This is a genomic window from Carboxylicivirga sp. (assembly GCF_982718395.1).
Genome location: NZ_CEXQWX010000094.1, coordinates 1 through 24,050, shown reverse-complemented (window position 1 = coordinate 24,050; position 24,050 = coordinate 1). Strand labels below are relative to the sequence as shown.

Here is a 24,050-nt window from a genome sequence, read left to right as displayed (position 1 = left end):
AACAAATTAAACTTAAGGTGATGCAAATAGAAGTAAAATCAGTCAATATATCAGAAAAGAAGGGTACCAAAAAAACTCCTTTAAACTCTATAACTCTTAACAAAACGGGTGTTGATGGTGATGCACATTCCGGCCCATGGCACCGACAGGTTAGCCTGCTTGGAACCGAGAGCTATCAAAAAACGGAAGATGCATCTGGCACAAAGCTCAATTATGGCGATTTTGCCGAAAACATCACTACGGAAGGAATGGCACTTCATCATACCAAAATTTTTGACCGTTTTGTGTGTGGTGATATGGAGTTAGAAGTAACCCAGATAGGGAAAAAATGCCATAACGGGTGCGAAATAAAAGAACTGACAGGTGACTGCGTGATGCCCAAAGAAGGCATCTTTTGCAGGGTTATTAAAGGTGGCGAGCTAAAACCCGGTGATCAGTTCTCTTACATTCCCCGACAGATTAAAGTACATATCATCACTTTAAGTGACAGGGCTTTTGAAGGTATTTACGAAGATAGAAGTGGCCCATATGCTGAAAATCTAATGAAGCAATTCTTTGATGACAACAATCGCCGGTACGATATCCAAAGAACCATTTTACCTGATGATGTGGAACAAATTAAACAAGCTGTTCTTGAATCAAAAGCATCTGGTATTGACATTATTATAACTACTGGAGGCACAGGAATTGGCCCTCGTGACAACACTCCTGATACAGTAGCCACATTACTTGATAAACAAATACCTGGCATTATGGAAGCTATCCGCGTTAAATATGGCCTTGAGAAGTCCGGTGCTTTATTAAGCAGAAGCATTGCAGGTGTAATGGGCCAAACATTAGTATATGTATTACCTGGAAGTGTTAAAGCTGTTAAGGAGTATTTACAAGAAATAACTCCAACAATTGAGCACTCTTTAAGAATGATTCATGGGATTGATGCTCATTAGGGTAGCTAGTATAAGAAGAAAATTACCATTTACAACTTAAAATAATTTGGTTCGAATTCTTAATTTTATGCCATTATTTAAATTCTAACCATCATCCGATATGAACTGCCCACGTTGCCTAGGTACACTAACTATTAATAAGATTAAAGATATTAACACATCAATTGAGGTTGATGAATGCCAGCAATGTGGCGGAACCTGGTTTGACAAAAATGAGTTATCACAAATCGATACCATTATTGAACCTACATTGGTTGAAATCAGAAAGATACCCAACAAAAAGGAGCAGTATCAAAAGATGCGCTGTCCATCCTGCAACAACACTCCTCGTCTTGAAAAAGCAATCCACCCTCGTGACAAAAAGGTTGTAATTGATTATTGTCCTTATTGTAAAGGAATATGGCTGGATAAAGGGGAGTTGGAAGCTATCCAGAAAGAAAACTGGATTTTAACAATTGGTAAAATCTTCAAGCATTTAATTTCAGGTTCGTCAAGTAAATAATACTTCCTTTTTTTGGTCAAAGTTCGTTTGGTATGGTTTAATTCACCTATTCACATGACGACTGGTCTTTTTTATGGGATTAAAGCATTCTGTCTCATTTGATTAGATAAGCTCTTTTGTTTACTTTCGACCATATCAAACCGTAGCATATGTTTCGAACCCTGATTTTAATTGCTTCCTTTGCAATTCTAACTACTTATATTAGAGCACAGGAAGTACCTTATCATATCAGTAATAAAGCTGTGTATGATTTTATTGATGAGTTGGCCAATAAGGGTATTGTAGAAATCAATACGGCCATTAAACCATACTCTCGCTTAACTATTGCCAAAGCACTGCAGCAAGCTAATGGAGATCCTTCATTATCAAAACGTCAACAGCAAGAAGTCGAATTCTACCTCAAAGACTTTAACAAGGAGCTTACAATTGGTAAAGATTTTGACAAACGATTTGATATTTTTTATCACAGTGATTCTCTATTTAAAGTTACTCTTAACCCTATTCTCGGTGGACAATTCTACAACAATGGCGATAAAACAGAATATCATCGTTGGGGTGGTGCCGAGTTTTATGGATCAATTGGAAAGCATGTAGGTATTTATGGAAGTTTGCGCGATAATCATGAATCAAGATACCTGGGAAAAGACAGCCATGATGAGTACATCACCAAACGACCCGGATCAGTTTATAAAGGTGATAACCTGGATAAAGACTTCTCTGAAACCCGTGGTGGAATCACATACGCCTGGAAATGGGGATCACTTGGTTTACACAAAGACAATGTAATTTGGGGTAATGGCTATAGTGAGTCCATCATCTTATCAGGCAGGGCACCTTCTTTCGGCTATGTATCTTTTAAAATGAGCCCTGTTGAGTGGCTTGAATTTAATTACATGCATGGATGGCTGGTTAGTGAAGTGGTCGATTCATCTCGTACTTATACTGTATATAATGGTGACAGGGAAGTATATGCCAATAAATTTATCTCAACCAGTATGATTACTGTTAAGCCATGGAAAAAGATGTATATCTCGATTGGTAATTCAATCGTATATGGTGATGTGGGTTTTAATCCGGCTTTTGCAGTTCCGTTTTTATTCTATAAATCGGCCGATCATACTTACAATTCGTGGGATAACTGGGTTGGACACAATGCACAGATGTTTATCGATATAAGTAGTCGTCAGATTAAGAACCTGCATTTATACACTTCCATCTTCATTGATGAAATTGCACTAACAAAAATGTTTAACGAAGATGAATGGTCAAATGATATTGGAATTAAAGTGGGTGCGCGAGTGACTGATCTACTTCCTGATGTTTCACTAACTGCGGAATATACGCGTATTCGTCCTCTGACCTACGAACATTTTATTCCAACTATCACCTTTAAAAGCAATCGATATGTGCTTGGTAGTTACATGCGTGATAATGCCGAAGAGATATACCTGATGGCACGATATAAACCTATTCGCGGGCTTGATCTGCAAGCCAGTTATACCTTCATACGAAAAGGTAAAGATTACCAAAAGATATTTGACAATAACGAAGAAGATCTGCACCCTGAAATCAACCAGGATCAGGAAGAGATAAGGCGTGGACTTCCTTTCCTTAATGAAGAACGCTATAAAAGTCAGAGCATCAATTTCAAGGCTTCTTACCAAATTATAAATGATGGCTTTATTTTTATTGAAGCAACAAAGAACTCATTCAGCGGACCTGACATGGAGCTTTATACAAATCCGTATTTTCTCGAGGGAGATAACATCTTATCCTTTGGTATGAACTTCGGATTCTGATATTTTCCTTAATTTAACGCGATAGAAAATGGTATAATGGAACAGATAAGAATGGTAGATCTTCAGGCTCAGTACAAGCGACTTAAGCCTGAATTGGATAGCGCGATGAATGAAGTTGTGGAACAAACAGCTTTTATAAACGGACCGGCAGTTAAAACTTTTCAAACAGAACTTGAGAAATATTTAAATGTAAAACATGTCATTCCGTGTGCAAATGGTACGGATGCATTGCAGGTTGCGTTGATGGCACTTGGATTAAAAGAGGGCGATGAAGTAATAACCTCAACATTTACATTTATTGCCACTGTTGAAGTAATTGCTTTGCTCAAACTAAAACCTGTTTTGGTAGATGTTGACATTAACACCTTTACGCTTATTCCTGAGCAAGTTGAAGCTGCCATTACATCTCGAACCAAGGCCATTATTCCTGTTCATCTGTTTGGTCAGGGTGCCGACATGAATCAATTAATGGAAATAGCCGATAAGCATCAGCTAAAAGTTGTTGAAGATTCAGCTCAGGCAATCGGCAGTGATTACCAATACAAGAATAAAACAACTAAACTAGGTACCATTGGTGATATCGGATGTACATCTTTCTTTCCATCTAAAAACCTGGGATGTTTTGGTGATGGAGGTGCTTGTTTTACAAATGATGATCAATTGGCTGAGCAAATGCGAATGATCATTAATCACGGCTCTCAAAAAAAATACTACCACAAGATAATTGGTGTTAATTCACGTTTAGATACTCTGCAGGCATCCATATTGAGTGTCAAACTGAGAGAATTAGATGATTTTAATATTCGCCGGCGTAAAGCTGCTGATTTTTATGATGGTGCATTAAAGGATCATCCTGACATAATTATTCCTGTACGTACACAAGAATCATTTCATACCTTTCACCAATACACTTTACGTATAAAAAACGGGAAACGCGATGCACTTCAAAATTACCTTAAAGAAAAAGGAATTCCTTCTATGGTTTATTATCCTGTCCCATTACATCAGCAAGAAGCTTTTAAGCCATTTATGAATGGAGCGATTGAGTTACCTAATTCTAGTCTCTTATGTGAAGAGGTTTTATCTTTACCTATGCATACCGAGTTAAGCAATAAACAACTCTTATATATAACCGACGCCATTTTGGCTTTTTTCGAATAAAACTATGGAAAAGGAATATTTTGCACACGAAACAGCTGTTATAGACGAGAATTGCATCATTCATAAAAATGTTAAAATATGGCATTTCTCACACATAATGCCGGGTTGTGAAATTGGAGAAAACAGCAATCTAGGACAAAATGTTGTCGTTTCTCCTGATGTCAAGCTCGGTAAAAATGTAAAGGTTCAGAATAATGTTTCAATCTATACTGGCGTCATTTGTGAAGACGATGTTTTTTTAGGCCCATCAATGGTTTTCACTAATATCGTTAACCCAAGGAGTGCGGTTATTCGTAGAGATGAATACCTTAAAACAGTCGTTAAGAAAGGTGCTACTATTGGAGCCAATGCTACAATAGTTTGTGGTCACGACATCGGTGAATATGCATTTATCGGTGCCGGAGCTGTTGTAACCAAAAATGTTCCGGCCTATGCCTTGGTCGTGGGTAATCCATCAAAACAAATTGGTTGGATGAGTGAGTTTGGACATCGCCTGGAATTTAATACTGATGGAATTGCAACTTGCCCTGAAAGTAAAGAACAGTACAAATTAGTGAACAATGAGGTTGAGAAGGTTAAGTAAATGATTTCGATATCAAAGAAACCATTCTCTACTAATAATTTAGTTTACATTGGAAGGTGTAATGCCGAAATAATCAAATAGTATATACATAAACCATCCATAGAATTATAAAGCCAACAACTATGCTAAAAGAATTAATTGCCAAAGAGAAAAAGTTATCCGTAATCGGGCTTGGATATGTTGGACTCCCCATTGCATTGGAGTTTGCACGCAAGATTTCAGTTATCGGTTTTGACATTAAAGAAGGTCGTATCGAATTAATGCGTCAGGGAATAGATCCAAGTAATGAGCTAGAGGGTGAAGCATTTAAAGGTTGTGACATCCAATACACCAGTAACGCTGATGACTTAAAGGACGCTAGTTTTCATGTGGTTGCTGTTCCTACGCCAATCAACAATAATAACCTGCCCAATTTAACACCTTTGTTAAGTGCTACCAAAGCAGTTGGTAAAGCTCTGAAAAAAGGTGATTATGTTGTCTTCGAATCAACTGTATATCCTGGTTGTACAGAAGATGATTGTATTCCAATTCTGGAACAGGAGTCAGGCTTGAAACTAAACATCGATTTTAAAGTAGGTTTTAGCCCCGAACGAATTAATCCGGGCGACAAGGAGCATACATTAACCAAGATATTAAAGATAGTATCAGGAAGCGATGAAGAATCAGCTCAAGTCATTGAAGATGTGTACGCCAGCATAATAATTGCAGGAATTCATAAAGCCAGTTCAATTAAAGTAGCTGAAGCAGCCAAAATAATTGAAAATACACAACGCGATGTCAATATCGCATTAATGAACGAACTGTCGTTGATTTTTAACCGGATGGATATTAATACCTTTGAAGTACTTGAAGCTGCCGGTACTAAATGGAATTTCCTTAGATTCTTCCCTGGTTTGGTTGGTGGTCATTGTATTGGTGTTGATCCATATTATCTGACTTACAAAGCAAACGAACTTGGTTACCATTCAAAGATTATTACAGGCGGTCGTTTTATTAACGATTCTATGGGTGGGTACGTAGCCAAAACCACTGTTAAGAAGATGATTTCCAGTGGAAATAAGATCAACGGTGCTAAAGTACTGATTATGGGTGCAACCTTTAAAGAAAATGTGAGCGACATACGTAACTCGAAGGTTGCTGACGTGGTTAATGAATTAAAATCATTCAGTATTGATGTTGATGTGATTGATCCACATGCTTCATCTGAAGAAGTAATGCACGAATATGGATATGGTTTAATTGAGAAAGTAAGTGACAAATATAATGCAGTGATTGTTGCAGTTAATCATGATGAATATGCTCAATTGGATGAAGAGTATTTCAAATCAATTATGGTTGATGAAGGCATATTTGTTGATGTTAAAGGAATCTTCAGAGGAAAAATTAAGGATTTAACCTATTGGAGTTTGTAAGCTTATTCTTGTTATTGAATAATAAAAAACGGTGTATCTGAAATTATCTGATACACCGTTTATTCGTTCTGTAAACCACGTTATCTGGTCTACCTGCTCACTCTCATCATTACTTGCTGAATTCATAGTTGTATTTTTTATTTCCTGAAACCAAAGAAACCTGATAATCACCTGAAGGTAGGTTCGTCAAATCAAACATCCCTGAATAGGTCGATTCTGAAGGCAACTCTGAGTTATAAACTTCAGTTCCAAATTTATCATCAATGCGAATACTTAAGCTGGAATTATCAAAGTTCATATGACTTACATATAGCCTGTCGTCATCAACTCTGAAAAATGCTTTCAATAGTTCTGTGTCACTCATACTTCCATCAGTCAATACCAACTCATGATTTCTGATTGTGAACTTCTCGGTCGACGTTTCCTTTTTACCGGCTAGCTTAATGGTATAATCACCGTCTTTCAATGAAGTCAAATCAAATAACTTCTGAAATGAAGATGCACCACGAATTTTAGAGCTGCTATAAAGAATCGATCCTTCGTTATCAAATATCTTAATACGATAAGATTCCTCTTCATTGTACTGAGCAGTAATTACAGCATAATCCGTCTTTAAATACGAGCTGATAAAAATCTTTCCTTTTCCGAAGGCTCCTGTGGATAATAACGCCAATACGGCAACTGGCAAAACCCTCCTTAATACATTTACTCTTTTCATAGTAAAACAATTTAAATAGTTAATAATTTTAGTTGCCCCCCTCCTTGTAATGGGGTACGATGCAAAAGTAGAATGTTTTTTTAATTCAAATGTAAATTTAAAGGGGTTTGTTTGTTAAAAAAGTATAAACACATAAAACAACTGCTATTTTAAAGGGGTCTATATTTATTTTTCCATCTTTTGAGTGATTTTTCAGATAAAAATAGGGGGGGGGTACTTTATTTTTTTTCTGAAAATGCGGTTGCAATAAAGTTTTTTGGACAACCACTCGGACCATTCGCTCATTTTTACATTTTCCGGGAGATTGTAAAAACGAACTAAAAAATCTAAAAAACAGCTTCATTCATTAAGCAAGTGTTAAAAACAAACAAATTCCTAACATCAAATAACAATTGGATCAAATTCCAACCGCATTACTTTCGATTTAATAAGCAACTTCGTTTTTCAAGAGGTATAATCCAGACTGGGGTTGTACAAACACATTCTATCATTTCAGAATTTTTACTTTGCTTGCCTTTTATTTACTTTAGTCTTACCAATACTTATAACTATGGCATATCATAGAGACTATATAATGCGCATGATGGAAATGATGGCTGAAATGATTGCTATCTTTCTTGGTCTGATAAAAAAAGGTGATCTGCAACAGGCAAGAAAACAATTAAATCGTGCCTATCTGGATTTATTAAAACAAGATGCCTCTTTTTTTTTTTTTTTTTATATCGATTGTTTAACAGACGAATTAATCAGCAAACACAATTATACCAACAATCACCTGAAAGTACTCTCTGAATTATTCTTCGCAGAAGGAAAACTTCAGGAAAAACTCAATAACTCCCCGGAAGCAATAACAAACTATAAAAAGGCACTCCTCCTTTTGAATTTCATTGAACAAGAGGCTTCAACCTTTTCAATGACAGCCAATAATCGTAAAACATTGATCAAGTCAAGAATTCAGGAACTAACGATTCCATAAAAACAATTCAATTTCCATCTAATTTTGAAACAAATGATAAATGATAAACTAATACTTGAAATAGAAGAGTGGGCACAACACAAACTTTCTGAATGCGATGCCGGCCATGATTGGTGGCACATTGTACGCGTTCGCAATAACGCCAGATTAATTCATGAAAAAGAAGGTGGTGAATGGCATATTATCCTGCTGGCTGTTCTACTTCATGATATTGCTGATGATAAATTCTTTGACGAAGTTGAAGCATTAATGCTTATTGAAAAAAAATTACAAGAGGTAAATATTCCATCAACAACTATTGATCACGTTATTCGGATCATCCAGCATATGTCATTTTCAAAACAATGGATCGATTCTGGTTTTTCATCTGTAGAGCTAAATGTTGTACAAGATGCCGACAGGTTAGATGCAATTGGAGCAATTGGTATCGCCAGGGCATTTAGCTATGGCGGGCACAAAGGCCGTGATTTTTATAACCCCAATATTGCTCCTCAACAATTTACAGACTCTGAAAGTTATCGAAACAACAGCAGTCATACAATAAATCACTTTTATGAGAAGTTATTACAGTTAAAAGACCTGATGAATACTAAGACTGCTAAAAAGATGGCACAGGAGCGTCATCGTTTCATGGAGCAATACCTTAAGCAATTTTTTAAAGAGTGGGGTGACTAATGTTTCTCTAAAATGAGTTAATTTCACCCTTTCTTAAAAACCCGAAATTCGCATGGTTGCTAAAAAGAAAACAAGTTCAAAAACATCTAATAACAGGAACAAAGGCACTTCGAAAAAGAAAACAACCAATAATAAGAGCTTTAAGAAACGACTCATCATTTTTGGTTTGAAGGCTGGTGCATTTGGCATTACTGGTATATTTATTTTCTGCCTGCTTGTTTATCTTGGACTTTTTGGCGCACTACCTACTGAAGCAGAATTATCAAAAATTCAGAATCATTCGGCATCGGAGGTGTATTCGATCGATGATAAACTAATGGGGCGGTATTATGTAGAACATCGTCTAACCATAGATAACGATCAAATCTCTCCTTTTGTAAAAGATGCCCTTGTTGCTACCGAAGACAGTCGCTTTTTTGAACATAACGGGCTGGATATTGTCAGCCTTGGCCGTGTGATTGTGCGCACCATTATTTTTGGTGACAAGGCACAAGGTGGCGGAAGTACAATCAGTCAGCAATTAGCTAAAAACCTATACCCACGTATGCGATTGGGTTTTCTGACCTTGCCGGTTGGTAAAACTAAAGAGATATTCACAGCTGCCCGTTTGGAAAACGTTTATTCCAAGGAAGAAATACTAACACTTTATCTTAATACAGTACCTTTTGGAGAAGACATTTATGGTATTGAGATTGCCTCACAACGCTTCTTCGGTAAAAAATCACGTCAGTTAAATCCCGCTGAATCTGCAACCCTCGTCGGTATGCTGGCTGCTAATACAGCTTATAGTCCCAGGTTAAATCCTGAAAAGAGCATGAAACGCCGTAACATCGTTTTAAAACGCATGCATGAACATGGTACTCTATCTGAAAACGAATATCTAAAGTGGAAACAAAACAAAATAAAGCTTAATTACCATCGCATCGATCACAATACGGGAATAGCTCCTTATTTCAGAGAAAAAATTCGGATACAGGTACAAAATATTCTTGAAGAAAAATATGGTGATGAATATGACATTTATTCCGATGGACTAAGAATTTATACAACCATTGATGCTCAACTACAAGATTATGCTGAAAAAGCAGTTGATCAGCAAATGAAACGACTTCAGGATGAGTTTAACCGTCATTGGAAGGGGCGTTCAGCTTGGGCCAAACATCCGCAAGTATATACCAATGCATTACGAAAATCGCGACGGTACCTTAAGATGAAGGAAGCAGGGCAAACTGAAGAAGCCATTTTTAAAGCCATGGAGAAAAAAGTACCCATGACCATATTTACGCACAATGGCGAAAAAAAGGTTGAGATGAGTCCGGTTGATTCAGTTAAACACTACCTGATGCTATTAAATACAGGATTTGTGGCGATGAATCCGCGCAACGGACATGTGTTAACCTGGGTTGGCGGTATCGACCATAAAACCTACCAATACGATCACGTGACCTCTCGTCGACCTGTTGGCTCAACCTTTAAACCCATTGTTTATGCTGCTGCTTTGGAGGACGGTGTCTCTCCATGTGATTTTATCTCCAACGAACAAGTGGTATATGAAGATTACGATGATTGGAATCCAGGCAATAGCAATGGTAATCATGAAGGATATTACTCTGTAAAAGGCGGCTTGGCCAATTCGGTTAATACTGTTAGCGCCAAGCTTATTACACAAATTGGTGTTGATGAAGTTGTTGATCTGGCCGAAGATATGGGTATCGAAGAAGATATTCCTAATTACCCCTCAATAGCTCTGGGGACAGCTGAACTATCATTATTGGATATGGTTTCGGCTTACACCACTTTCCCAAACTATGGTCGACCTGTTAAACCGGTTATGCTGCTGCGCATAGAGGATAAAGAAGGAAAGGTATTATTCGAAAATGAAGGGAATATTCCTGAAGATGAAGTTTATGACGATAACGTGGCTTACTTTATTGTCGAATTAATGCGAGGTGTGGTAGAACGCGGAACCGGAAATTCACTCCGTAAGGTGTTTGGGCTAAAAAGCGAACTGGCCGGCAAAACAGGTACTACACAAGATAACTCGGATGGGTGGTTCATTGGATATACACCAAATATTGTGGCCGGTGCATGGGTTGGCAACGATCAACCAAGCATTCGTTTTCGTTCAACAGCATTAGGGAGTGGTGGTCATATGGCTCTACCTATTTTTGCACGATTTATGCAACGGTTGGAAAAAGATCGTAGCAGATATCAATACCATAAGGGTTCTTTTTATGTGGTTCCTTCGCGTTTGCAACGCCAGCTTGTTTGTGATGATTACTCAGAAACAGATCCTGATAAAAACTTTTTCGATAGTTTACTTGAAGGCTTTGACCGCCCTGATTCACTTAAGCTGAAGCGCCAGCAAGAACGCAAAGCCAAACGGGAAGAACGCAAGAAAACTGATCATCGCTCAGTGCTTCAAAAAATGAAGGATCTGTTTAAAAAGAAATAGATTCTTTACGGGGAGTAAGGCTTTCGTGATACAAATAATGACTGTCACTTGAAGAAAGAAAGTGATTGTTATATGATGAATGCTTCCCCGGAAAAAAGAAGCTAATTGTTATACCATTATTGCTTGCTGTCTGAAAGAAAGAAGCGATTGTTATATAATAAAAACTTCCCCGAAAAAAAGGGAAGTAATTGTTATATCATTATTGCATGTCGTCTGAAGAAAGGAAGCAATTGTTATATGGTTAAAGCTTTCCCGGAAAGAAAGTACTTTTTATTGCTATGACAATTGGGTCACTTACAATGATGCTCTATATTCATATAACAATAAAATGTAACGGATATCCTACGAATCAAACTCGGTTTTAATATCTGCCGTAAACTGCCGTATTTGTTGCTCATTGTCTTTAGGGCAAACCAGTAATGCTTTATCTGACTGAACAACAATGTAGTTCTTAAGACCTTGTATAACCCCAAACTTTCCTTTTGGCAGATGAACTACACTATCTGCTGTATCGTAAAGAAGTACTTTTCCGCTTAACACGGCGTTGTTATCATTGCATTTATCAGAGTTATCATGCAAAGAAGTCCATGTTCCCAAATCAGACCAGCCAAAATCTACTATCTGTACATATACATTATTGGCTTTCTCCATTACCCCGTAATCAATTGATATATTGCGGCAATCAACATAGGTATCATAAAGAGCCTTTTCTTCTGTTTCCTTTCCAACTGACGGATAAAATTCTTCAAACAAAACGGACACTTCTCTCAGGTGCTTTGCAAAGGCTTTTTCAATACTCTTGAGAGACCAGATAAAGATTCCTGAATTCCAGAAAAACTCACCACTTTCGAAAAGAATCTTTGCCATTTCAAGATTTGGCTTCTCAGTAAATGTTTTGACTTTATTAAAATCATCAGGCAGGCCATTTTCTTCTTCAATCTGTATATATCCGTAACCAGTCTCGGGACGGCTTGGTTTAATTCCTAAGGTTAGCAAGATATCTTTATCATCTACAAAATCGAGTCCGCTGATAATGTTTCTACGAAACTGTTCTTCGTTAATAATTAGATGGTCGGCTGGTGTCACAACAATATGAGCATCCGGGTCTTTTCTTTTTATAAGGGCATTTGCATATGCAATACATGGAGCTGTATTCCGTCTGAGAGGCTCTGCCAGCACCTGTTCCTGGTTTAATTCAGGAAGCTCATTAAGAACCAGATCTTTATAATTTTTACTAGTGACAACATATATATTCTCCTTCGGGCATATGGGACTAAATCGCTCGAAAGTTTGACGGATTAATGATTTTCCGGTGCCAAGAATATCCAGAAATTGTTTTGGAGTTTGAGTTGTGCTGAGTGGCCAAAATCTGCTACCTACCCCACCAGCCATAATAACACAGTATATTTTGCTGCTCATAGATTTGTTTATTTACAAATACTAATGTCGTATCTTTCTACCGTTATCGGATTATTATTACTTTTATCTCACTAAATTAAGGACTATTTTCCATATCGCAATGAGAATATTTTATCACCTTGGATGTTACGCCCTATTTTTGAAAAAAGTATTTGGAAAGCCTGAAAAGCATTCAATCTTTGCCAAACAAATTGTACGTGAGGTTGATAAGCTGGGCATCGATTCCTTAGGTATAGTCATGATTATCTCTGTATTTATGGGGGCGGTAATTACTTTACAAACAGCATATAATATCGACCTGCCTATTATTCCAAAATATACAGTCGGACTGGCAGCACGCGACTCTATTCTGCTTGAGTTCTCGTCAACTATTGTAGGACTGATTCTGGCCGGTAAGGTTGGGTCTAATATTGCCTCTGAAATTGGCACCATGCGTGTTACCGAACAAATAGATGCCCTTGAAATAATGGGGATCAACCCTGCAAGTTATCTTGTATTGCCAAAGGTGGTTGCATTTGTATTCATTATTCCGGCATTGGTAATAATTAGTATGGGTGTTGGTATATCGGGCGGTTACCTGGCTGGTTCAATTACCGGAGAAGTGCCCGGCCCTGAATATATATACGGTATTCAATATGCTTTTCAACCATTTTATATTATTTATGCACTCGTCAAGGCTGTTGTTTTTGCATTTATAATAGCAACCATATCAGCTTACTGGGGATACAATGTACAAGGCGGAGCTCTTGAAGTTGGTAAAGCCAGTACCAAGGCCGTTGTTTCAAGTAGCGTACAAATTTTATTATTTAACCTGATTCTTACTCAACTACTGTTGGCATGATTGAAGCTATTGATGTACATAAATCGTTTGGTGACAAAGAAATTCTAAAGGGTATATCAACCACTTTTGAGAAAGGTAAAACGAATCTTATCATTGGTCAGAGTGGTTCGGGTAAAACAGTACTGCTAAAATCATTGGTTGGCTTGCACGATATCACTTCGGGTGATATTCGTTATGACAACAAAAGCTTCTTATCCCTGGACAGTGCCAGTAAGAAACGACTGCGACAAGATATAGGTATGTTATTTCAGGGTTCTGCTCTGTTCGATTCGTTAACGGTTGAAGAAAATGTGCGCTTCCCTCTTGATATGTTTACCGATTGGAGCGAAGAGGAACGACGTGAGCGCGCTAATTTTTGTATTAACAGGGTTAAGCTGGAAAATGCCAATGATAAATATCCATCAGAGATTAGTGGCGGAATGCAGAAACGTGTAGCCATTGCACGTGCTATTGCACTAAATCCCAAATACCTGTTTTGTGACGAACCCAATTCTGGCCTGGACCCACGAACAGCCATTGTAATTGATGAACTGATTCATGAAATCACAAAAGAATTTGGTATGACCACAATTGTTAATACTCATGATATGAACTCAGTAATGGGTATTGGTGAGAATATCATCTTTATCTACCAGGGACATAAACTTTGGGAGGGAACTAAAGACGATATCTTTCATGTAGAAAACAAAGAGCTTGAAGATTTTATTTTTGCCTCCAAGCTCTTTAAAAAAGTGCGTGATAATAACATGTAGCAACCCAAATATGGGCTGCCAACGTTCTATCCTATTTCCTTAAGTCATATTGCATATCGTATTTAAGCGGGTGATCCAATGATGCCTCCTTATTGATTGGATCTGCTATTAATGGTTTGATCGCTTTTAACTGCGCTTTAGCAGGGGCTACTCCTGTTAAATGCGTTAACGCTAATGCCAGAAAATCCTCATTTACATCACCCAAAGGAAATACTTCACCTGCATCCAGAAAATCTACTCGTTCTTTATCGGGTATCAAACCAATATTATAGTTGATTGAGTTATTTTTATTTTCTGCTCGCATAACAATAGGTTGTATAGCCCATGAATGTTCCTTATCAGGATCGCTTAAGGTGATTGAACCATAATATTTCCCATGTGTTTGCTCTCCTATATGATAAACTTCCATATGCGGATCGAGACCATAAATAACCATTTCACTGGCAGAAGCCGTTTTAAATGTTGACAAAACAACCACTTCACTTAAATTCAGATTATTGACATTTTCTTCTAAACGATCGACATAAAAATCAGTCTCATCGGGATACTCTTGATTAAAATAATTGGTCAGGTTTTGATTGTAACTCGTGCGAAGCAGAACATCACCCGCTCTATCGGCTGGTGCAATCAAACTACTAAGTAGAATAGCCGAACTTACAGAGCCTCCACTGTTATATCGTAAATCAAGCACTAATTTGTCAACTCCCTGATTCTTAAAGTTGGTAAATACGCTCTCCAATTGATCATCATAATCAGCTACAAAAGAGGTGTATACCAGATAGCCTACATTATAGCCTCCATGCCTAATTACTTTGCTCATCAAGATTGGATTACTCTGCCATTCAACAGCAGCTAGATTAACCGATGGTGTTTCGTCAGTAATTGATAAATCCTGATTAAGAATACCAAAAGTAATGGTGTAGGAATCTTTATTCAACAACTCTGAGTAATTAGAAGTTGTAAGCTGTTTTCCATCAATCTTGTGAAACATACGACCACGATAAACTCCTCCAGCTAAATCAGCCGGTGATCCAGGTTCAACATATTCTATAAATCCAATTACATCCTCCGATTCTTGCTTTAACTTGAATAACCGTATGGAATGTCCCATGGATTTACTAATGCCGGAAAAGTAATCATTCAAAGCATCTATATCATCGGTAATAAAAGACCACTGATCAACCTCATCATACAATAGCTTATCAAAATATTTTTGCGTATCTGGTTCTTTTCTGTAGTTGATATTAGGCATTTTATCATTCCAGAAATACGCAAACTTCATATTTTCGTCAACAAATTTGTTAATTTTTAATACTTCCGGTGAAATTGAATCATCTTCATCGCATGAACTGAACCCAATGAGGAATGTTACTAAAATTAGCAGTATTCTTATGTCTGGTCTTTTCATTCTTAATGGTTTTAATTAGAATTACACCAATAAAACTAATAAATAGACTTTATATTATATCAACCAATAAAGAAATCTTGTGGTTCAAAACACTAAATACTATCTCATTTGGCCTAGGTGGCTGACTAAAATACCTGATCAACAACAAGCTAAAATACACCTCGGCTGGATGAAACTCATCTACACCTGTGCACCACATATCTTATTGAAAGAGAAACGTGTATTACCTAATGCTTCTATTCCATTAATCAAACGGCTTACAGCTAATAAGACTTACCCTTTCAAAAACGGTCAACAAGCCACAACAAAAGGTTCTGTAGTATGGACCGATTATGGTGTACATCACTGGCCATTGGCTTTATACCTGCTATCAATCAGCACAGATGAGGATATTAGTTCCATTGAAAACTTGGTTATTGATCAACCCAATTGGCATGGGATTACGGATATCATCCGTCAGAATGGAAAGGTTAATACCCCTGTGGAAATGGATGAGCTGGATCGCTGGTACGACGAAATAAGTGCCACACATATTCGACCTGCCGGTTACCATGAACTCTATAGATGGTTAGGCGGTGATATCAGAGAAATCGGTTATAAGGCCTTTGACCATTTTATGAATGATCGTAATGGAGAAGTAGCCTGGCAAAAGGCTATCGAAGAACATTTGAAAAAGCTGTCCAATCTACCCAATGAAATCCGACAAAAGCTATTTACAAATTTTATAAATGATATAATAAAGCAATAAAGCTCTACCCTTTTTTGTCATTATCGTTGCAGCCTTTTACTTTTGAGAACAAAACATCGAACAATGATTACATACGAACAGATACAAGCAACTTCCGACTATCTAAAATCAGAGGGCATTGAAAATCCTCAACTTGGTATTATCCTTGGAACCGGATTAGGCGGTTTAGTCAGACACATCTCTATATTAAAAGAAATCGACTATGCCTCTATCCCTAACTTCCCTGTTTCAACAGTTGAATCACACAAGGGTAAATTGATCTATGGCGAACTTGAAGGGAAAAAAGTATTGGCCATGCAAGGCCGGTTTCATTATTACGAAGGCTATAACATGCAGCAGATTACCTTGCCGGTAAGGGTCATGAAACTGTTGGGTATAGAGCACCTACTTATTTCCAATGCCGCTGGAGCAGTTAATCTCAACTACAAAAAAGGCTCGCTAATGCTGTTGGACGATCATATTAATCTGTTACCTGAGAATCCATTGACAGGTAAAAATATAGATCAGATGGGGCCACGCTTCCCAGATATGAGTCAACCGTATGATAAAAAACTGAACAGCCGACTCGAACATGCAGCCATTGATGAAGGTGTAACACTGCACAAAGGTGTCTACGCCTCGGTACCTGGCCCAAACCTCGAAACACGTGCCGAATATCGTTACATTAAGGTTATAGGTGGTGATGCAGTTGGTATGTCAACAGTACCTGAAGTAATTGTAGCAAATCATATGGGCTTGCCGTGCGCCGCCGTGTCGGTACTTACTGATGAATGTGACCCTAATAATCTTCACCCGGTTAGTCTTCAAGAAATATTAGACGTTGCTGCTACTGCCGAAAAAGGCCTTGTGAAAATATTCAAAAAGCTTATTGCTGAGTTGTAGGAAAACCTCAATAAATCATAATTAATGCGCTATTAATTACAAGGAGTTGGATTGCTATCTAAAGCAATCCTCAACATGGATAGAATACAAAAAGGATCACATCTTTTAGGAATATTCCTTTAAAGATGCGATCCTTTAAATTTTCATAACTTACAACGATTACTTATTCTGAATCGCCATAATTCGGCTAATGTATTTACCCAGAATATCAAATTCGATATTGATGGTTGAACCCACTTCAATTTGGTGGAAGTTAGTGAAATCGTATGTATACGGAATAATTGCTACCGAGAACTGATCATCTTTACTGTTAACCACTGTCAAGCTAACACCGTTAACTGTTACTGAACCTTTCTCAACTGTCATATAACCTTCGGCAGCTTTCTCTTTGTCAATCACATATTGGAAAGTAAAATACCAACTTCCATCCGCCTCTTTTACATCAATACACTTGGCTGTCTGATCAACATGCCCCTGAACAATATGGCCATCCAAACGACCGTTCATAATCATGCTACGTTCCAGATTCACTTTATCACCAATCTTTAATAAACCCAAATTTGACTTTTCAAGGGTTTCTTTAATGGCCGTTACCGTATACGTTTTGCCTTCTTTTTTCACTACCGTTAAGCACACGCCATTGTGAGCAATGCTCTGATCAATTTTTAACTCATCGGTAAATGAGCACTCCAACATTAAATGAAGATTTCCTTTATCTTGCTCTAAGCCCACAACTGTTGCGGCTTCTTCTACAATACCTGAAAACATTTTAAAGCTCTTTTTGTTAGAAACTATCTGATTATCTGAACCGCTAAAATACAGATATTATTCGTATTTTTCGGAGCTCGATTGGTAAATCAGTGATGACCATTATCAACAACTAATTTCGGATACCATGACAACAGTTAAGACAAAATACCTGGGTGGACTGCGAACGGAAAACATTCATCTTCAATCGGGAGCTAAAATTATAACCGATGCTCCTTGCGATAACAGAGGTAAAGGTGAATCCTTTTCACCAACCGATATGCTAGCGACGGCTTTAGGTAATTGTATCCTAACCATCATGGGCATTAAAGCCATGGATAATAACATCGATATTGAAGGCACCGAATTGGATATCACCAAGATCATGGCTGAGAATCCTAGACGGGTAGCAGAAGTAATAATCGAATTTAACTTCCCCAAAAAGAATTATAGCGAAGAACAAAAGGCACTGATTGAAAATGTAGCTGGCACAAGCCCGGTTCCATTAAGCATTCATCCCGACCTGAAACAAACCATTCAGTTTAACTGGTAAATCGACTCTATGATTTTAGTGACCGGTGGAACAGGATTGGTGGGTTCGCATTTACTTAACAGGCTAATTAATGATGGTAAGAAAGTTCGCGCCCTGTACCGTGCTGAAAACAGCAAAACAATAGTCAAAGACATATTTGCTCATTACAACACCCAAGGTTTTGACTCCATTGAATGGATCGAAGGTGATTTGATGGATTATTTCTTGCTGCGTGATGCCATGAAAGATGTCAACACTGTGTATCATTGTGCGGCTATGGTTTCTTTTAAGCCCAGTGATCGTGGCGCCATGTTTCATATCAATGTGGAAGGAACCGCCAACCTGGTTAACGCAGCCATTGAGTGCCAAATAGCACGCTTCTGCCATGTTAGCTCCATTGCGACACTTGGTAAGTCACAAAACGGAGAATTGATCGATGAAACTTCTTTCTGGCAGATTGATGATAACCACTCAGTATATTCACAAAGCAAATTCAGAGCCGAAATGGAGGTATGGCGTGGCACTAAAGAAGGCTTAAAAGCAGTTGTGGTAAACCCTTCGGTAATTATTGGACCATGCCATCCTGATAAAAGTTCTGGACAGTTAATATCAGCGCTCAGCAAAAATATGACATTTTATACCGATGGCGGTACTGGCTTTGTGGATGTACGTAATGTGATAGATGCCATGGTAGAATTAGCTCAATCAGATGCTTTAAACGAACGGTTTATAGTTAATGGAGAGAATCTGAGATATAAAGAGTTGATGCAAACTGCTGCAGATGTGTTCAGCGTCAAAGCACCTAACATAAAAGCCAATCGCCTCCTAACTGGTATCGCCTGGCGTCTCGAACGACTGAAGTATATGCTTTGGGGTAAAGAACCCAAGATGACGAAGGAGACAGCTCGTACCTCACAGAATCAATCCAGATATTCATCAGCAAAGTTGAATGATGTGGTACCTATGAGAGTTTACTCTGTAAAAGAGGCTTTGGAGAATGTTGCGAGTTTTGAGCTAGGTTCATAATTACTCATCGGATGACTATAACAATCAGCTAATAGTCATCCGATGAGTAAATAAAGACAACCCGCCTATACCCGGCTTACCAATTCTTTAATCACTTTAGTCATTTTAGGTTCGGCTGCTGCTGCTACTTCCTGTACTTCTTCGTGCGATACCTCAACAATTTGTCCTGGTACACCCGAATCAGTAATAATTGAAATACCAAAGCACTGCATATCCATATGACGAGCCACAATTACTTCAGGCACTGTTGACATACCAACAGCATCAGCACCCAAAACACGGAACATCTTATATTCAGCTGGTGTTTCAAAGGTCGGACCGGTTGTTCCTACATAAACACCTTCTTTCAGATCGATATTATTCTCGTTTCCTATCTCTAAAGCTAGTGCAGTTAGTTTTTTGCTGTAAGGTTCACTCATATCTGGGAATCGAGGACCTAATTTGTTTTCATTTCTACCGATTAAAGGATTATCACCAAACATGTTAATGTGGTCATTTATTACCATGATATCACCCACTACATATTCAGGATTTAAACCTCCACTGGCATTAGACACAAAGAGCGTATTAATACCCATCTGCTTCATCACTCTAACGGGGAAGGTCACTTGTTTCATATCATATCCTTCATAGTAATGAAAACGTCCTTGCATAGCCAGGATAGGGACTTCGTTGATGGTTCCAAAAATTAGACGTCCACTGTGTCCTTCCACAGTAGATACGGGAAAGTTTGGAATCTCTTCGTATGAGATTGATTTGTCGATTTTTATTTCTTCAACCAGACCACCAAGGCCGGTTCCTAATATTATTCCAATTACGGGCTTAAGATCACTCTGCGACTTTAAGAAGTCAGCAGTTGTCTGAATGGTTTGTAACATAGTTGTGTATTCTATTTTCAAATTGTTTTTCTTCATTAAAAAGCACCTTAAGCTCAATGGGTATATACCAGCTTTTAGCTCTTATATCTTCGGGCAAATGATCGAAACGCACAGCATCTTTCTCAGTGGTTATAATCACACTATTATCATTCTGACTTATCATTGTCCTTATGGCATCTACATCTCTTTTTATGAAATGATGATGATCAGGATAAGTCAATGTATCCTCAAGCTTAAAATGCTGTTTTAGGTGACTAAAAAATCCTTCTGGCCTTGCTATTCCAGCTAATCCAACAATGTGTGTGTTAAGTTCCAATGAACGGTTACTTTGTTCCACAGGTTGAACCTTACCATAATCAATACTGGTAAAGTACACTTCCTGGTTTATACCTGGATTTATTTTCTTCAACCAAAGACTTCGTTCTTCTTCAGACAAGGTATGGGGGCATTTATTAACTACAATCACATCGGCACGCTTTTGTCCTGCTCTGGTTTCCCTCAATTCACCTGCAGGGAATGGACAATCCTTCCATAAAGGGCGATTGTAATCAATCACCAACAATGAGAGCCCTGGTTTCACATAACGATGTTGATAGGCATCGTCCATCAGCACTACACTTGTTTGCGTATTTTTCCTGATCAGTTCCATACCCTCTACACGCTTTTCTGCCACACAAACATTCACCATTGGGAACTTTTTCCAGACTTGAAAAGGTTCGTCACCAATGGTAGCGGCTGAGCTCCCTTCGTTTGCCAATAAAGCTCCCTTTGTATGCCGCTTATAGCCACGACTTAATAACGTCAATTTATAATCGTCCTTTAAAAGTCTGATTATATACTCAGTTAATGGCGTTTTACCAGTTCCTCCCACTGTTATATTCCCAACTGATATAATCGGCGTCGTGTAGCTTTGTTCAGTCAAAACTCCTATATCGAATAGCTTATTTCGAACAGTGGTAACTCCGCCATAAAGCCAACTAAAAGGATATAAAAGCTTCCTAAATTTCATGTATTAATGTTTTCATTCTGTGTTGCCAAATGGAACACACAAGAATTCTTAAAATTAGAATCTACTTGTTCGTTTCATTATAACATTTCAATCTGACACAAAAACAGGCTGCCTTATCAGGCAACCTGCCAATTTCATTTTTATATCTGATTATTTTATTTCCAAATTATACGGTATTCTTGCTTGAATTTGGTAACCATTTTTCAAATTCTCCAATGTCTGGATATACTTGTATTCTTCTCCCATTAAAGACTTGCCGACAAACATACGCGCTTCGCTCGTTAATTCTTTCATAAATTGCTCAATCGGATCTTCAGCTTTAGGTAGTTCAACGATACGGCTCTCTTCCAAATCTACAGCTTTCTTAGCCAGTTCTATAGCTCTATTTAATCCACCAATCTCGTCAACTAAATCAATATCCAAAGCATTAACGCCGCTCCAAACACGCCCCTGTCCAATCTTATCAATCGCCTCTTTGGTAGTCTCTCGGCCATCAGCACATCGGCCAATAAATGTATCGTATCCTTTCACAATATATGCTTGTAGTAATTCTTTCTCTTCCTTGCGGAAAGGACGCGTAATACTAGGCATATCGGCAAACTCATTAGTTTTAACCCCATCAAAGCTGACGCCAATCTTTTTAGTCAGTTTCTCGGCGTTTGGTATCATTCCAAAAATACCAATGGAACCTGTCAAGGTAGTTGGGTTAGCGATAATCTTATCAGCAGCACACGAAATATAATATCCACCTGATGCAGCATAGTTACCCATTGAAACAATCACTGGTTTCGTTTCTTGCGCCAACTGTACTTCACGCCATATGATCTCTGAACCAAGTGCTGAACCTCCTGGTGAATTCACGCGAAAAACAATGGCTTTAATTGAACTATCACGACGAGCTTTACGAATAGTTTTCGATAATTTATCAGACTTTATACCATCTGATGATGTCCCGTCTATATCACCTTCAGCGTATATTACCGCAATCTTATTTTTAATAAAGCCTTTCCCATTAGATACATAAACTTTGGCATACTTGCTGCTTTTAACAGCTTCCAAGTCATCATCACCTTCAACACCAATCAGCCCTTTCAACTCACTAATCACCTCATCTTTATATTTCAAACCATCAATCAAGCCTGACTCCATTAGCATTTCATCACTTCTGAACATCGGCATTTCATCAGCCAATTCCGATACCTTAACAGGTGTTAATCCGCGAGCTTCTGCAATACCATCCTTTACATGATCCCACATTGAATTAAGGTATACTTCTGTTTGCATACGTGCCGGGTCACTCATTTCTTCCAAAAGAAACGGTTCAACAGCTGATTTAAACTTGCCGTGCTTAAAAACCTGTACCTCAACTCCAATTTTCTCCAATGCTTTTTTAAAGAAGGTACGTTCGGCGTACATTCCTTTTAACTCCAACATACCTGATGGATTCAGATATACTTTATCAGCTACCGAAGCTAGGTAATATGCTTTCTGAGTATAAATTGGAGCAAAGCTATAGATAAACTTACCTGATGACTTAAAATCAACTAATGCATTCCTGATTTCTTCAATAGTTGCATAACCGGTCTGTATCATTCCTGATTCCAATACAATACCAGATATGTTTTCATCTCGCTTAGCCTTTTCTATATTCTTCAGTAATCGGTTTAAGCCTTCAGGTGAAGGTTCTCCGGTAATCGAAGAAATTGCATCAGCAAAAGGATCATCAACTATTCGATCAACAATTGGTCCATTCAGATCCAATAACAAAATAGTATTTTCGCTTATCTTTGTTTCTTTATCACCAAAAGCAGCCATTGCCGACAACATGCTAAAAAGAATTATCAATAACATAAAAGCAGCTACAATACCGCCAGCAAAAGTTGCTAATAAATATTTGAAAAATTTTACCATAATGATAGAATTGAGTTTAGTTGTTGAAACGTTCAACAGCATTCAAACAAAAGTATTAAAAAATACTTACAATTTTATCTCTAAATAAAGTGACAAATATAGCAAACCATTTGGTCGGTTTTCATTTATAAATCATTAAATTTTAATATGTCCCGTCAAATTTTATTGTTAGGTGGAAATCAAGGAGATATTATACAGAACCTAAAACAATCTGTCATTCTTCTCAGTAAACAACTTGGTCGGCCTGTTTTGCAATCAGTCTATTACGAAAGTGAGCCATGGGGTTTTGAGGCATCACAGAACTTTATCAACCAGGTAGTTGAATTTCGCTCTAATATTGAACCTATTGATTTACTTAACTTCACGCAAAAAACAGAAAAAGAATTAGGCAGAAAAGAAAAAACCGGAACTCAGTATGAATCCCGGCCAATAGATATTGATATTTTATTTATCGACAGCAAGCAAATTAACTTGCCTAGATTAATTGTTCCTCATCCTAAACTTCACGAACGTCGTTTCACTCTATCACCACTTATGGATCAGTGGTCGGAATTTAATCATCCGGTATTGAATAAATCTATCAAACAATTATCGATCGAATGTCCGGACCAAGGTGCCCATAACAACACTCCTTAATAACCATACTTGATTCTAATATCTCTATACTCA

General features: G+C 37.8%; 24 protein-coding genes. 16 read left to right on the top strand and 8 right to left on the bottom strand.

The features are described from left to right. The 6 genes from AC4MRQ_RS16345 to AC4MRQ_RS16320 form a co-directional block, all read left to right on the top strand. Positions 1–947, top strand: a 947-nt coding sequence (locus tag AC4MRQ_RS16345) for a molybdenum cofactor synthesis domain-containing protein (protein ID WP_491198772.1), incomplete at its 5' end; no start/stop codon positions are given. Positions 948–1,047: 100 nt separating this feature from the next. Then, a complete protein-coding gene (locus AC4MRQ_RS16340) occupies positions 1,048–1,449 on the top strand; it encodes a TFIIB-type zinc ribbon-containing protein (protein ID WP_491198771.1) in 402 nt (133 codons plus the stop codon). Between the two features lie 149 nt (positions 1,450–1,598). After that, the gene (locus tag AC4MRQ_RS16335; RefSeq protein WP_491198770.1) at positions 1,599–3,248 is read left to right on the top strand and encodes a hypothetical protein; all 1,650 of its coding nucleotides are present in this window, start codon (positions 1,599–1,601) and stop codon (positions 3,246–3,248) included. A 36-nt stretch (positions 3,249–3,284) separates the two neighbouring features. Then, complete coding sequence (locus tag AC4MRQ_RS16330) at positions 3,285–4,409, top strand: DegT/DnrJ/EryC1/StrS family aminotransferase (RefSeq protein WP_491198769.1); 1,125 nt, start codon at positions 3,285–3,287, stop codon at positions 4,407–4,409. Between the two features lie 4 nt (positions 4,410–4,413). Next, complete coding sequence (locus AC4MRQ_RS16325) at positions 4,414–4,992, top strand: acyltransferase (RefSeq protein ID WP_491198768.1); 579 nt, start codon at positions 4,414–4,416, stop codon at positions 4,990–4,992. A gap of 122 nt (positions 4,993–5,114) precedes the next feature. Next, complete coding sequence (locus AC4MRQ_RS16320) at positions 5,115–6,404, top strand: nucleotide sugar dehydrogenase (protein WP_491198767.1); 1,290 nt, start codon at positions 5,115–5,117, stop codon at positions 6,402–6,404. Here AC4MRQ_RS16320 and AC4MRQ_RS16315 read toward each other — a convergent pair. Both AC4MRQ_RS16315 and AC4MRQ_RS16310 read right to left on the bottom strand, forming a co-directional pair. Then, positions 6,384–6,530 carry a hypothetical protein gene (locus tag AC4MRQ_RS16315; protein WP_491198766.1) on the bottom strand — a complete coding sequence of 49 codons (147 nt, stop codon included), beginning with the start codon at positions 6,528–6,530 and terminating at the stop codon, positions 6,384–6,386. The two genes, AC4MRQ_RS16320 and AC4MRQ_RS16315, sit on opposite strands and share 21 nt — an antisense overlap. Then, on the bottom strand, positions 6,514–7,122 hold the full coding sequence (locus tag AC4MRQ_RS16310; protein ID WP_491198765.1) for a T9SS type A sorting domain-containing protein: 609 nt from the start codon (positions 7,120–7,122) through the stop codon (positions 6,514–6,516). The genes AC4MRQ_RS16315 and AC4MRQ_RS16310 overlap by 17 nt, the downstream gene beginning before the upstream one ends. Positions 7,123–7,672: 550 nt before the next feature. Between AC4MRQ_RS16310 and AC4MRQ_RS16305 the strand changes: the two genes are divergently transcribed. Genes AC4MRQ_RS16305 through AC4MRQ_RS16295 form a run of 3 tightly spaced genes read left to right on the top strand, consistent with a single transcriptional unit; the run spans position 7,673 to position 11,228 of the window. Continuing rightward, positions 7,673–8,098 (top strand): hypothetical protein, encoded by a 426-nt coding sequence (locus AC4MRQ_RS16305; protein WP_491198764.1) that lies wholly within the window; start codon positions 7,673–7,675, stop codon positions 8,096–8,098. A gap of 33 nt (positions 8,099–8,131) precedes the next feature. After that, the gene (locus AC4MRQ_RS16300; protein WP_491198763.1) at positions 8,132–8,773 is read left to right on the top strand and encodes an HD domain-containing protein; all 642 of its coding nucleotides are present in this window, start codon (positions 8,132–8,134) and stop codon (positions 8,771–8,773) included. A gap of 52 nt (positions 8,774–8,825) precedes the next feature. Next, entirely contained in the window at positions 8,826–11,228 is a 2,403-nt protein-coding gene (locus AC4MRQ_RS16295; RefSeq protein WP_491198762.1) for a penicillin-binding protein 1A, read from the top strand. 342 nt (positions 11,229–11,570) lie between these two features. On the opposite strand, the gene AC4MRQ_RS16290 is transcribed toward AC4MRQ_RS16295, so the two are convergent. Then, a complete protein-coding gene (locus AC4MRQ_RS16290) occupies positions 11,571–12,647 on the bottom strand; it encodes a mannose-1-phosphate guanylyltransferase (protein ID WP_491198761.1) in 1,077 nt (358 codons plus the stop codon). A gap of 139 nt (positions 12,648–12,786) precedes the next feature. Here AC4MRQ_RS16290 and AC4MRQ_RS16285 point away from each other — a divergent pair, with 139 nt between their 5' ends. Together AC4MRQ_RS16285 and AC4MRQ_RS16280 are read left to right on the top strand one after the other, a co-directional pair. After that, positions 12,787–13,488 carry an MlaE family ABC transporter permease gene (locus AC4MRQ_RS16285; protein WP_491198760.1) on the top strand — a complete coding sequence of 234 codons (702 nt, stop codon included), beginning with the start codon at positions 12,787–12,789 and terminating at the stop codon, positions 13,486–13,488. Then, positions 13,485–14,240: an ABC transporter ATP-binding protein gene (locus AC4MRQ_RS16280; protein WP_491198759.1), complete on the top strand. Its 756-nt coding sequence runs from the start codon at positions 13,485–13,487 to the stop codon at positions 14,238–14,240. Before AC4MRQ_RS16285 ends, AC4MRQ_RS16280 begins: the two co-directional genes overlap by 4 nt. Before the next feature lie 31 nt (positions 14,241–14,271). Here AC4MRQ_RS16280 and AC4MRQ_RS16275 read toward each other — a convergent pair whose 3' ends face one another. After that, positions 14,272–15,648 (bottom strand): S41 family peptidase, encoded by a 1,377-nt coding sequence (locus AC4MRQ_RS16275; protein WP_491198758.1) that lies wholly within the window; start codon positions 15,646–15,648, stop codon positions 14,272–14,274. A gap of 169 nt (positions 15,649–15,817) precedes the next feature. Between AC4MRQ_RS16275 and AC4MRQ_RS16270 the strand changes: the two genes are divergently transcribed. Together AC4MRQ_RS16270 and AC4MRQ_RS16265 are read left to right on the top strand one after the other, a co-directional pair. Further along, positions 15,818–16,396: a hypothetical protein gene (locus AC4MRQ_RS16270; RefSeq protein ID WP_491198757.1), complete on the top strand. Its 579-nt coding sequence runs from the start codon at positions 15,818–15,820 to the stop codon at positions 16,394–16,396. 63 nt (positions 16,397–16,459) lie between these two features. Continuing rightward, positions 16,460–17,278, top strand: coding sequence for a purine-nucleoside phosphorylase (locus AC4MRQ_RS16265; RefSeq protein ID WP_491198756.1), 819 nt, complete (start codon positions 16,460–16,462; stop codon positions 17,276–17,278). Positions 17,279–17,437: 159 nt separating this feature from the next. Here the strand turns inward: AC4MRQ_RS16265 and AC4MRQ_RS16260 are convergent, their stop codons facing one another. Continuing rightward, complete coding sequence (locus AC4MRQ_RS16260; RefSeq protein ID WP_491198755.1) at positions 17,438–18,046, bottom strand: riboflavin synthase; 609 nt, start codon at positions 18,044–18,046, stop codon at positions 17,438–17,440. Positions 18,047–18,173: 127 nt separating this feature from the next. On the opposite strand from AC4MRQ_RS16260, the gene AC4MRQ_RS16255 reads away from it, so the two are divergent. Both AC4MRQ_RS16255 and AC4MRQ_RS16250 read left to right on the top strand, forming a co-directional pair. Continuing rightward, complete coding sequence (locus AC4MRQ_RS16255) at positions 18,174–18,578, top strand: OsmC family protein (protein ID WP_491198754.1); 405 nt, start codon at positions 18,174–18,176, stop codon at positions 18,576–18,578. A 9-nt stretch (positions 18,579–18,587) separates the two neighbouring features. Next, positions 18,588–19,583 (top strand): NAD-dependent epimerase/dehydratase family protein, encoded by a 996-nt coding sequence (locus AC4MRQ_RS16250; RefSeq protein WP_491198753.1) that lies wholly within the window; start codon positions 18,588–18,590, stop codon positions 19,581–19,583. A gap of 65 nt (positions 19,584–19,648) precedes the next feature. On the opposite strand, the gene AC4MRQ_RS16245 is transcribed toward AC4MRQ_RS16250, so the two are convergent. From AC4MRQ_RS16245 to sppA, 3 genes are all read right to left on the bottom strand, one after another. Then, on the bottom strand, positions 19,649–20,461 hold the full coding sequence (locus tag AC4MRQ_RS16245; protein ID WP_491198752.1) for a purine-nucleoside phosphorylase: 813 nt from the start codon (positions 20,459–20,461) through the stop codon (positions 19,649–19,651). Then, positions 20,433–21,470 (bottom strand): tetraacyldisaccharide 4'-kinase, encoded by a 1,038-nt coding sequence (gene lpxK / locus AC4MRQ_RS16240; RefSeq protein WP_491198751.1) that lies wholly within the window; start codon positions 21,468–21,470, stop codon positions 20,433–20,435. The genes AC4MRQ_RS16245 and lpxK overlap by 29 nt, the downstream gene beginning before the upstream one ends. A gap of 150 nt (positions 21,471–21,620) precedes the next feature. After that, positions 21,621–23,381: a signal peptide peptidase SppA gene (sppA, locus tag AC4MRQ_RS16235; protein ID WP_491198750.1), complete on the bottom strand. Its 1,761-nt coding sequence runs from the start codon at positions 23,379–23,381 to the stop codon at positions 21,621–21,623. Positions 23,382–23,528: 147 nt separating this feature from the next. Between sppA and folK the strand changes: the two genes are divergently transcribed. After that, the gene (gene folK / locus AC4MRQ_RS16230; protein WP_491198749.1) at positions 23,529–24,017 is read left to right on the top strand and encodes a 2-amino-4-hydroxy-6-hydroxymethyldihydropteridine diphosphokinase; all 489 of its coding nucleotides are present in this window, start codon (positions 23,529–23,531) and stop codon (positions 24,015–24,017) included. Positions 24,018–24,050 lie beyond the last annotated feature (33 nt).

Bases quoted from the DNA above. Each gene is read 5' to 3' on its own strand.
- AC4MRQ_RS16340 (WP_491198771.1), top strand. From the start codon at position 1,048: ATGAACTGCCCACGTTGCCTAGGTACACTAACTATTAATAAGATTAAA.
- AC4MRQ_RS16335 (WP_491198770.1), top strand. From the start codon at position 1,599: ATGTTTCGAACCCTGATTTTAATTGCTTCCTTTGCAATTCTAACTACT.
- AC4MRQ_RS16330 (WP_491198769.1), top strand. From the start codon at position 3,285: ATGGAACAGATAAGAATGGTAGATCTTCAGGCTCAGTACAAGCGACTT.
- AC4MRQ_RS16325 (WP_491198768.1), top strand. From the start codon at position 4,414: ATGGAAAAGGAATATTTTGCACACGAAACAGCTGTTATAGACGAGAAT.
- AC4MRQ_RS16320 (WP_491198767.1), top strand. From the start codon at position 5,115: ATGCTAAAAGAATTAATTGCCAAAGAGAAAAAGTTATCCGTAATCGGG.
- AC4MRQ_RS16315 (WP_491198766.1), bottom strand. From the start codon at position 6,530: ATGAATTCAGCAAGTAATGATGAGAGTGAGCAGGTAGACCAGATAACG.
- AC4MRQ_RS16310 (WP_491198765.1), bottom strand. From the start codon at position 7,122: ATGAAAAGAGTAAATGTATTAAGGAGGGTTTTGCCAGTTGCCGTATTG.
- AC4MRQ_RS16305 (WP_491198764.1), top strand. From the start codon at position 7,673: ATGGCATATCATAGAGACTATATAATGCGCATGATGGAAATGATGGCT.
- AC4MRQ_RS16300 (WP_491198763.1), top strand. From the start codon at position 8,132: ATGATAAATGATAAACTAATACTTGAAATAGAAGAGTGGGCACAACAC.
- AC4MRQ_RS16295 (WP_491198762.1), top strand. From the start codon at position 8,826: ATGGTTGCTAAAAAGAAAACAAGTTCAAAAACATCTAATAACAGGAAC.
- AC4MRQ_RS16290 (WP_491198761.1), bottom strand. From the start codon at position 12,647: ATGAGCAGCAAAATATACTGTGTTATTATGGCTGGTGGGGTAGGTAGC.
- AC4MRQ_RS16280 (WP_491198759.1), top strand. From the start codon at position 13,485: ATGATTGAAGCTATTGATGTACATAAATCGTTTGGTGACAAAGAAATT.
- AC4MRQ_RS16275 (WP_491198758.1), bottom strand. From the start codon at position 15,648: ATGAAAAGACCAGACATAAGAATACTGCTAATTTTAGTAACATTCCTC.
- AC4MRQ_RS16270 (WP_491198757.1), top strand. From the start codon at position 15,818: ATGAAACTCATCTACACCTGTGCACCACATATCTTATTGAAAGAGAAA.
- AC4MRQ_RS16265 (WP_491198756.1), top strand. From the start codon at position 16,460: ATGATTACATACGAACAGATACAAGCAACTTCCGACTATCTAAAATCA.
- AC4MRQ_RS16260 (WP_491198755.1), bottom strand. From the start codon at position 18,046: ATGTTTTCAGGTATTGTAGAAGAAGCCGCAACAGTTGTGGGCTTAGAG.
- AC4MRQ_RS16255 (WP_491198754.1), top strand. From the start codon at position 18,174: ATGACAACAGTTAAGACAAAATACCTGGGTGGACTGCGAACGGAAAAC.
- AC4MRQ_RS16250 (WP_491198753.1), top strand. From the start codon at position 18,588: ATGATTTTAGTGACCGGTGGAACAGGATTGGTGGGTTCGCATTTACTT.
- AC4MRQ_RS16245 (WP_491198752.1), bottom strand. From the start codon at position 20,461: ATGTTACAAACCATTCAGACAACTGCTGACTTCTTAAAGTCGCAGAGT.
- lpxK (WP_491198751.1), bottom strand. From the start codon at position 21,470: ATGAAATTTAGGAAGCTTTTATATCCTTTTAGTTGGCTTTATGGCGGA.
- sppA (WP_491198750.1), bottom strand. From the start codon at position 23,381: ATGGTAAAATTTTTCAAATATTTATTAGCAACTTTTGCTGGCGGTATT.
- folK (WP_491198749.1), top strand. From the start codon at position 23,529: ATGTCCCGTCAAATTTTATTGTTAGGTGGAAATCAAGGAGATATTATA.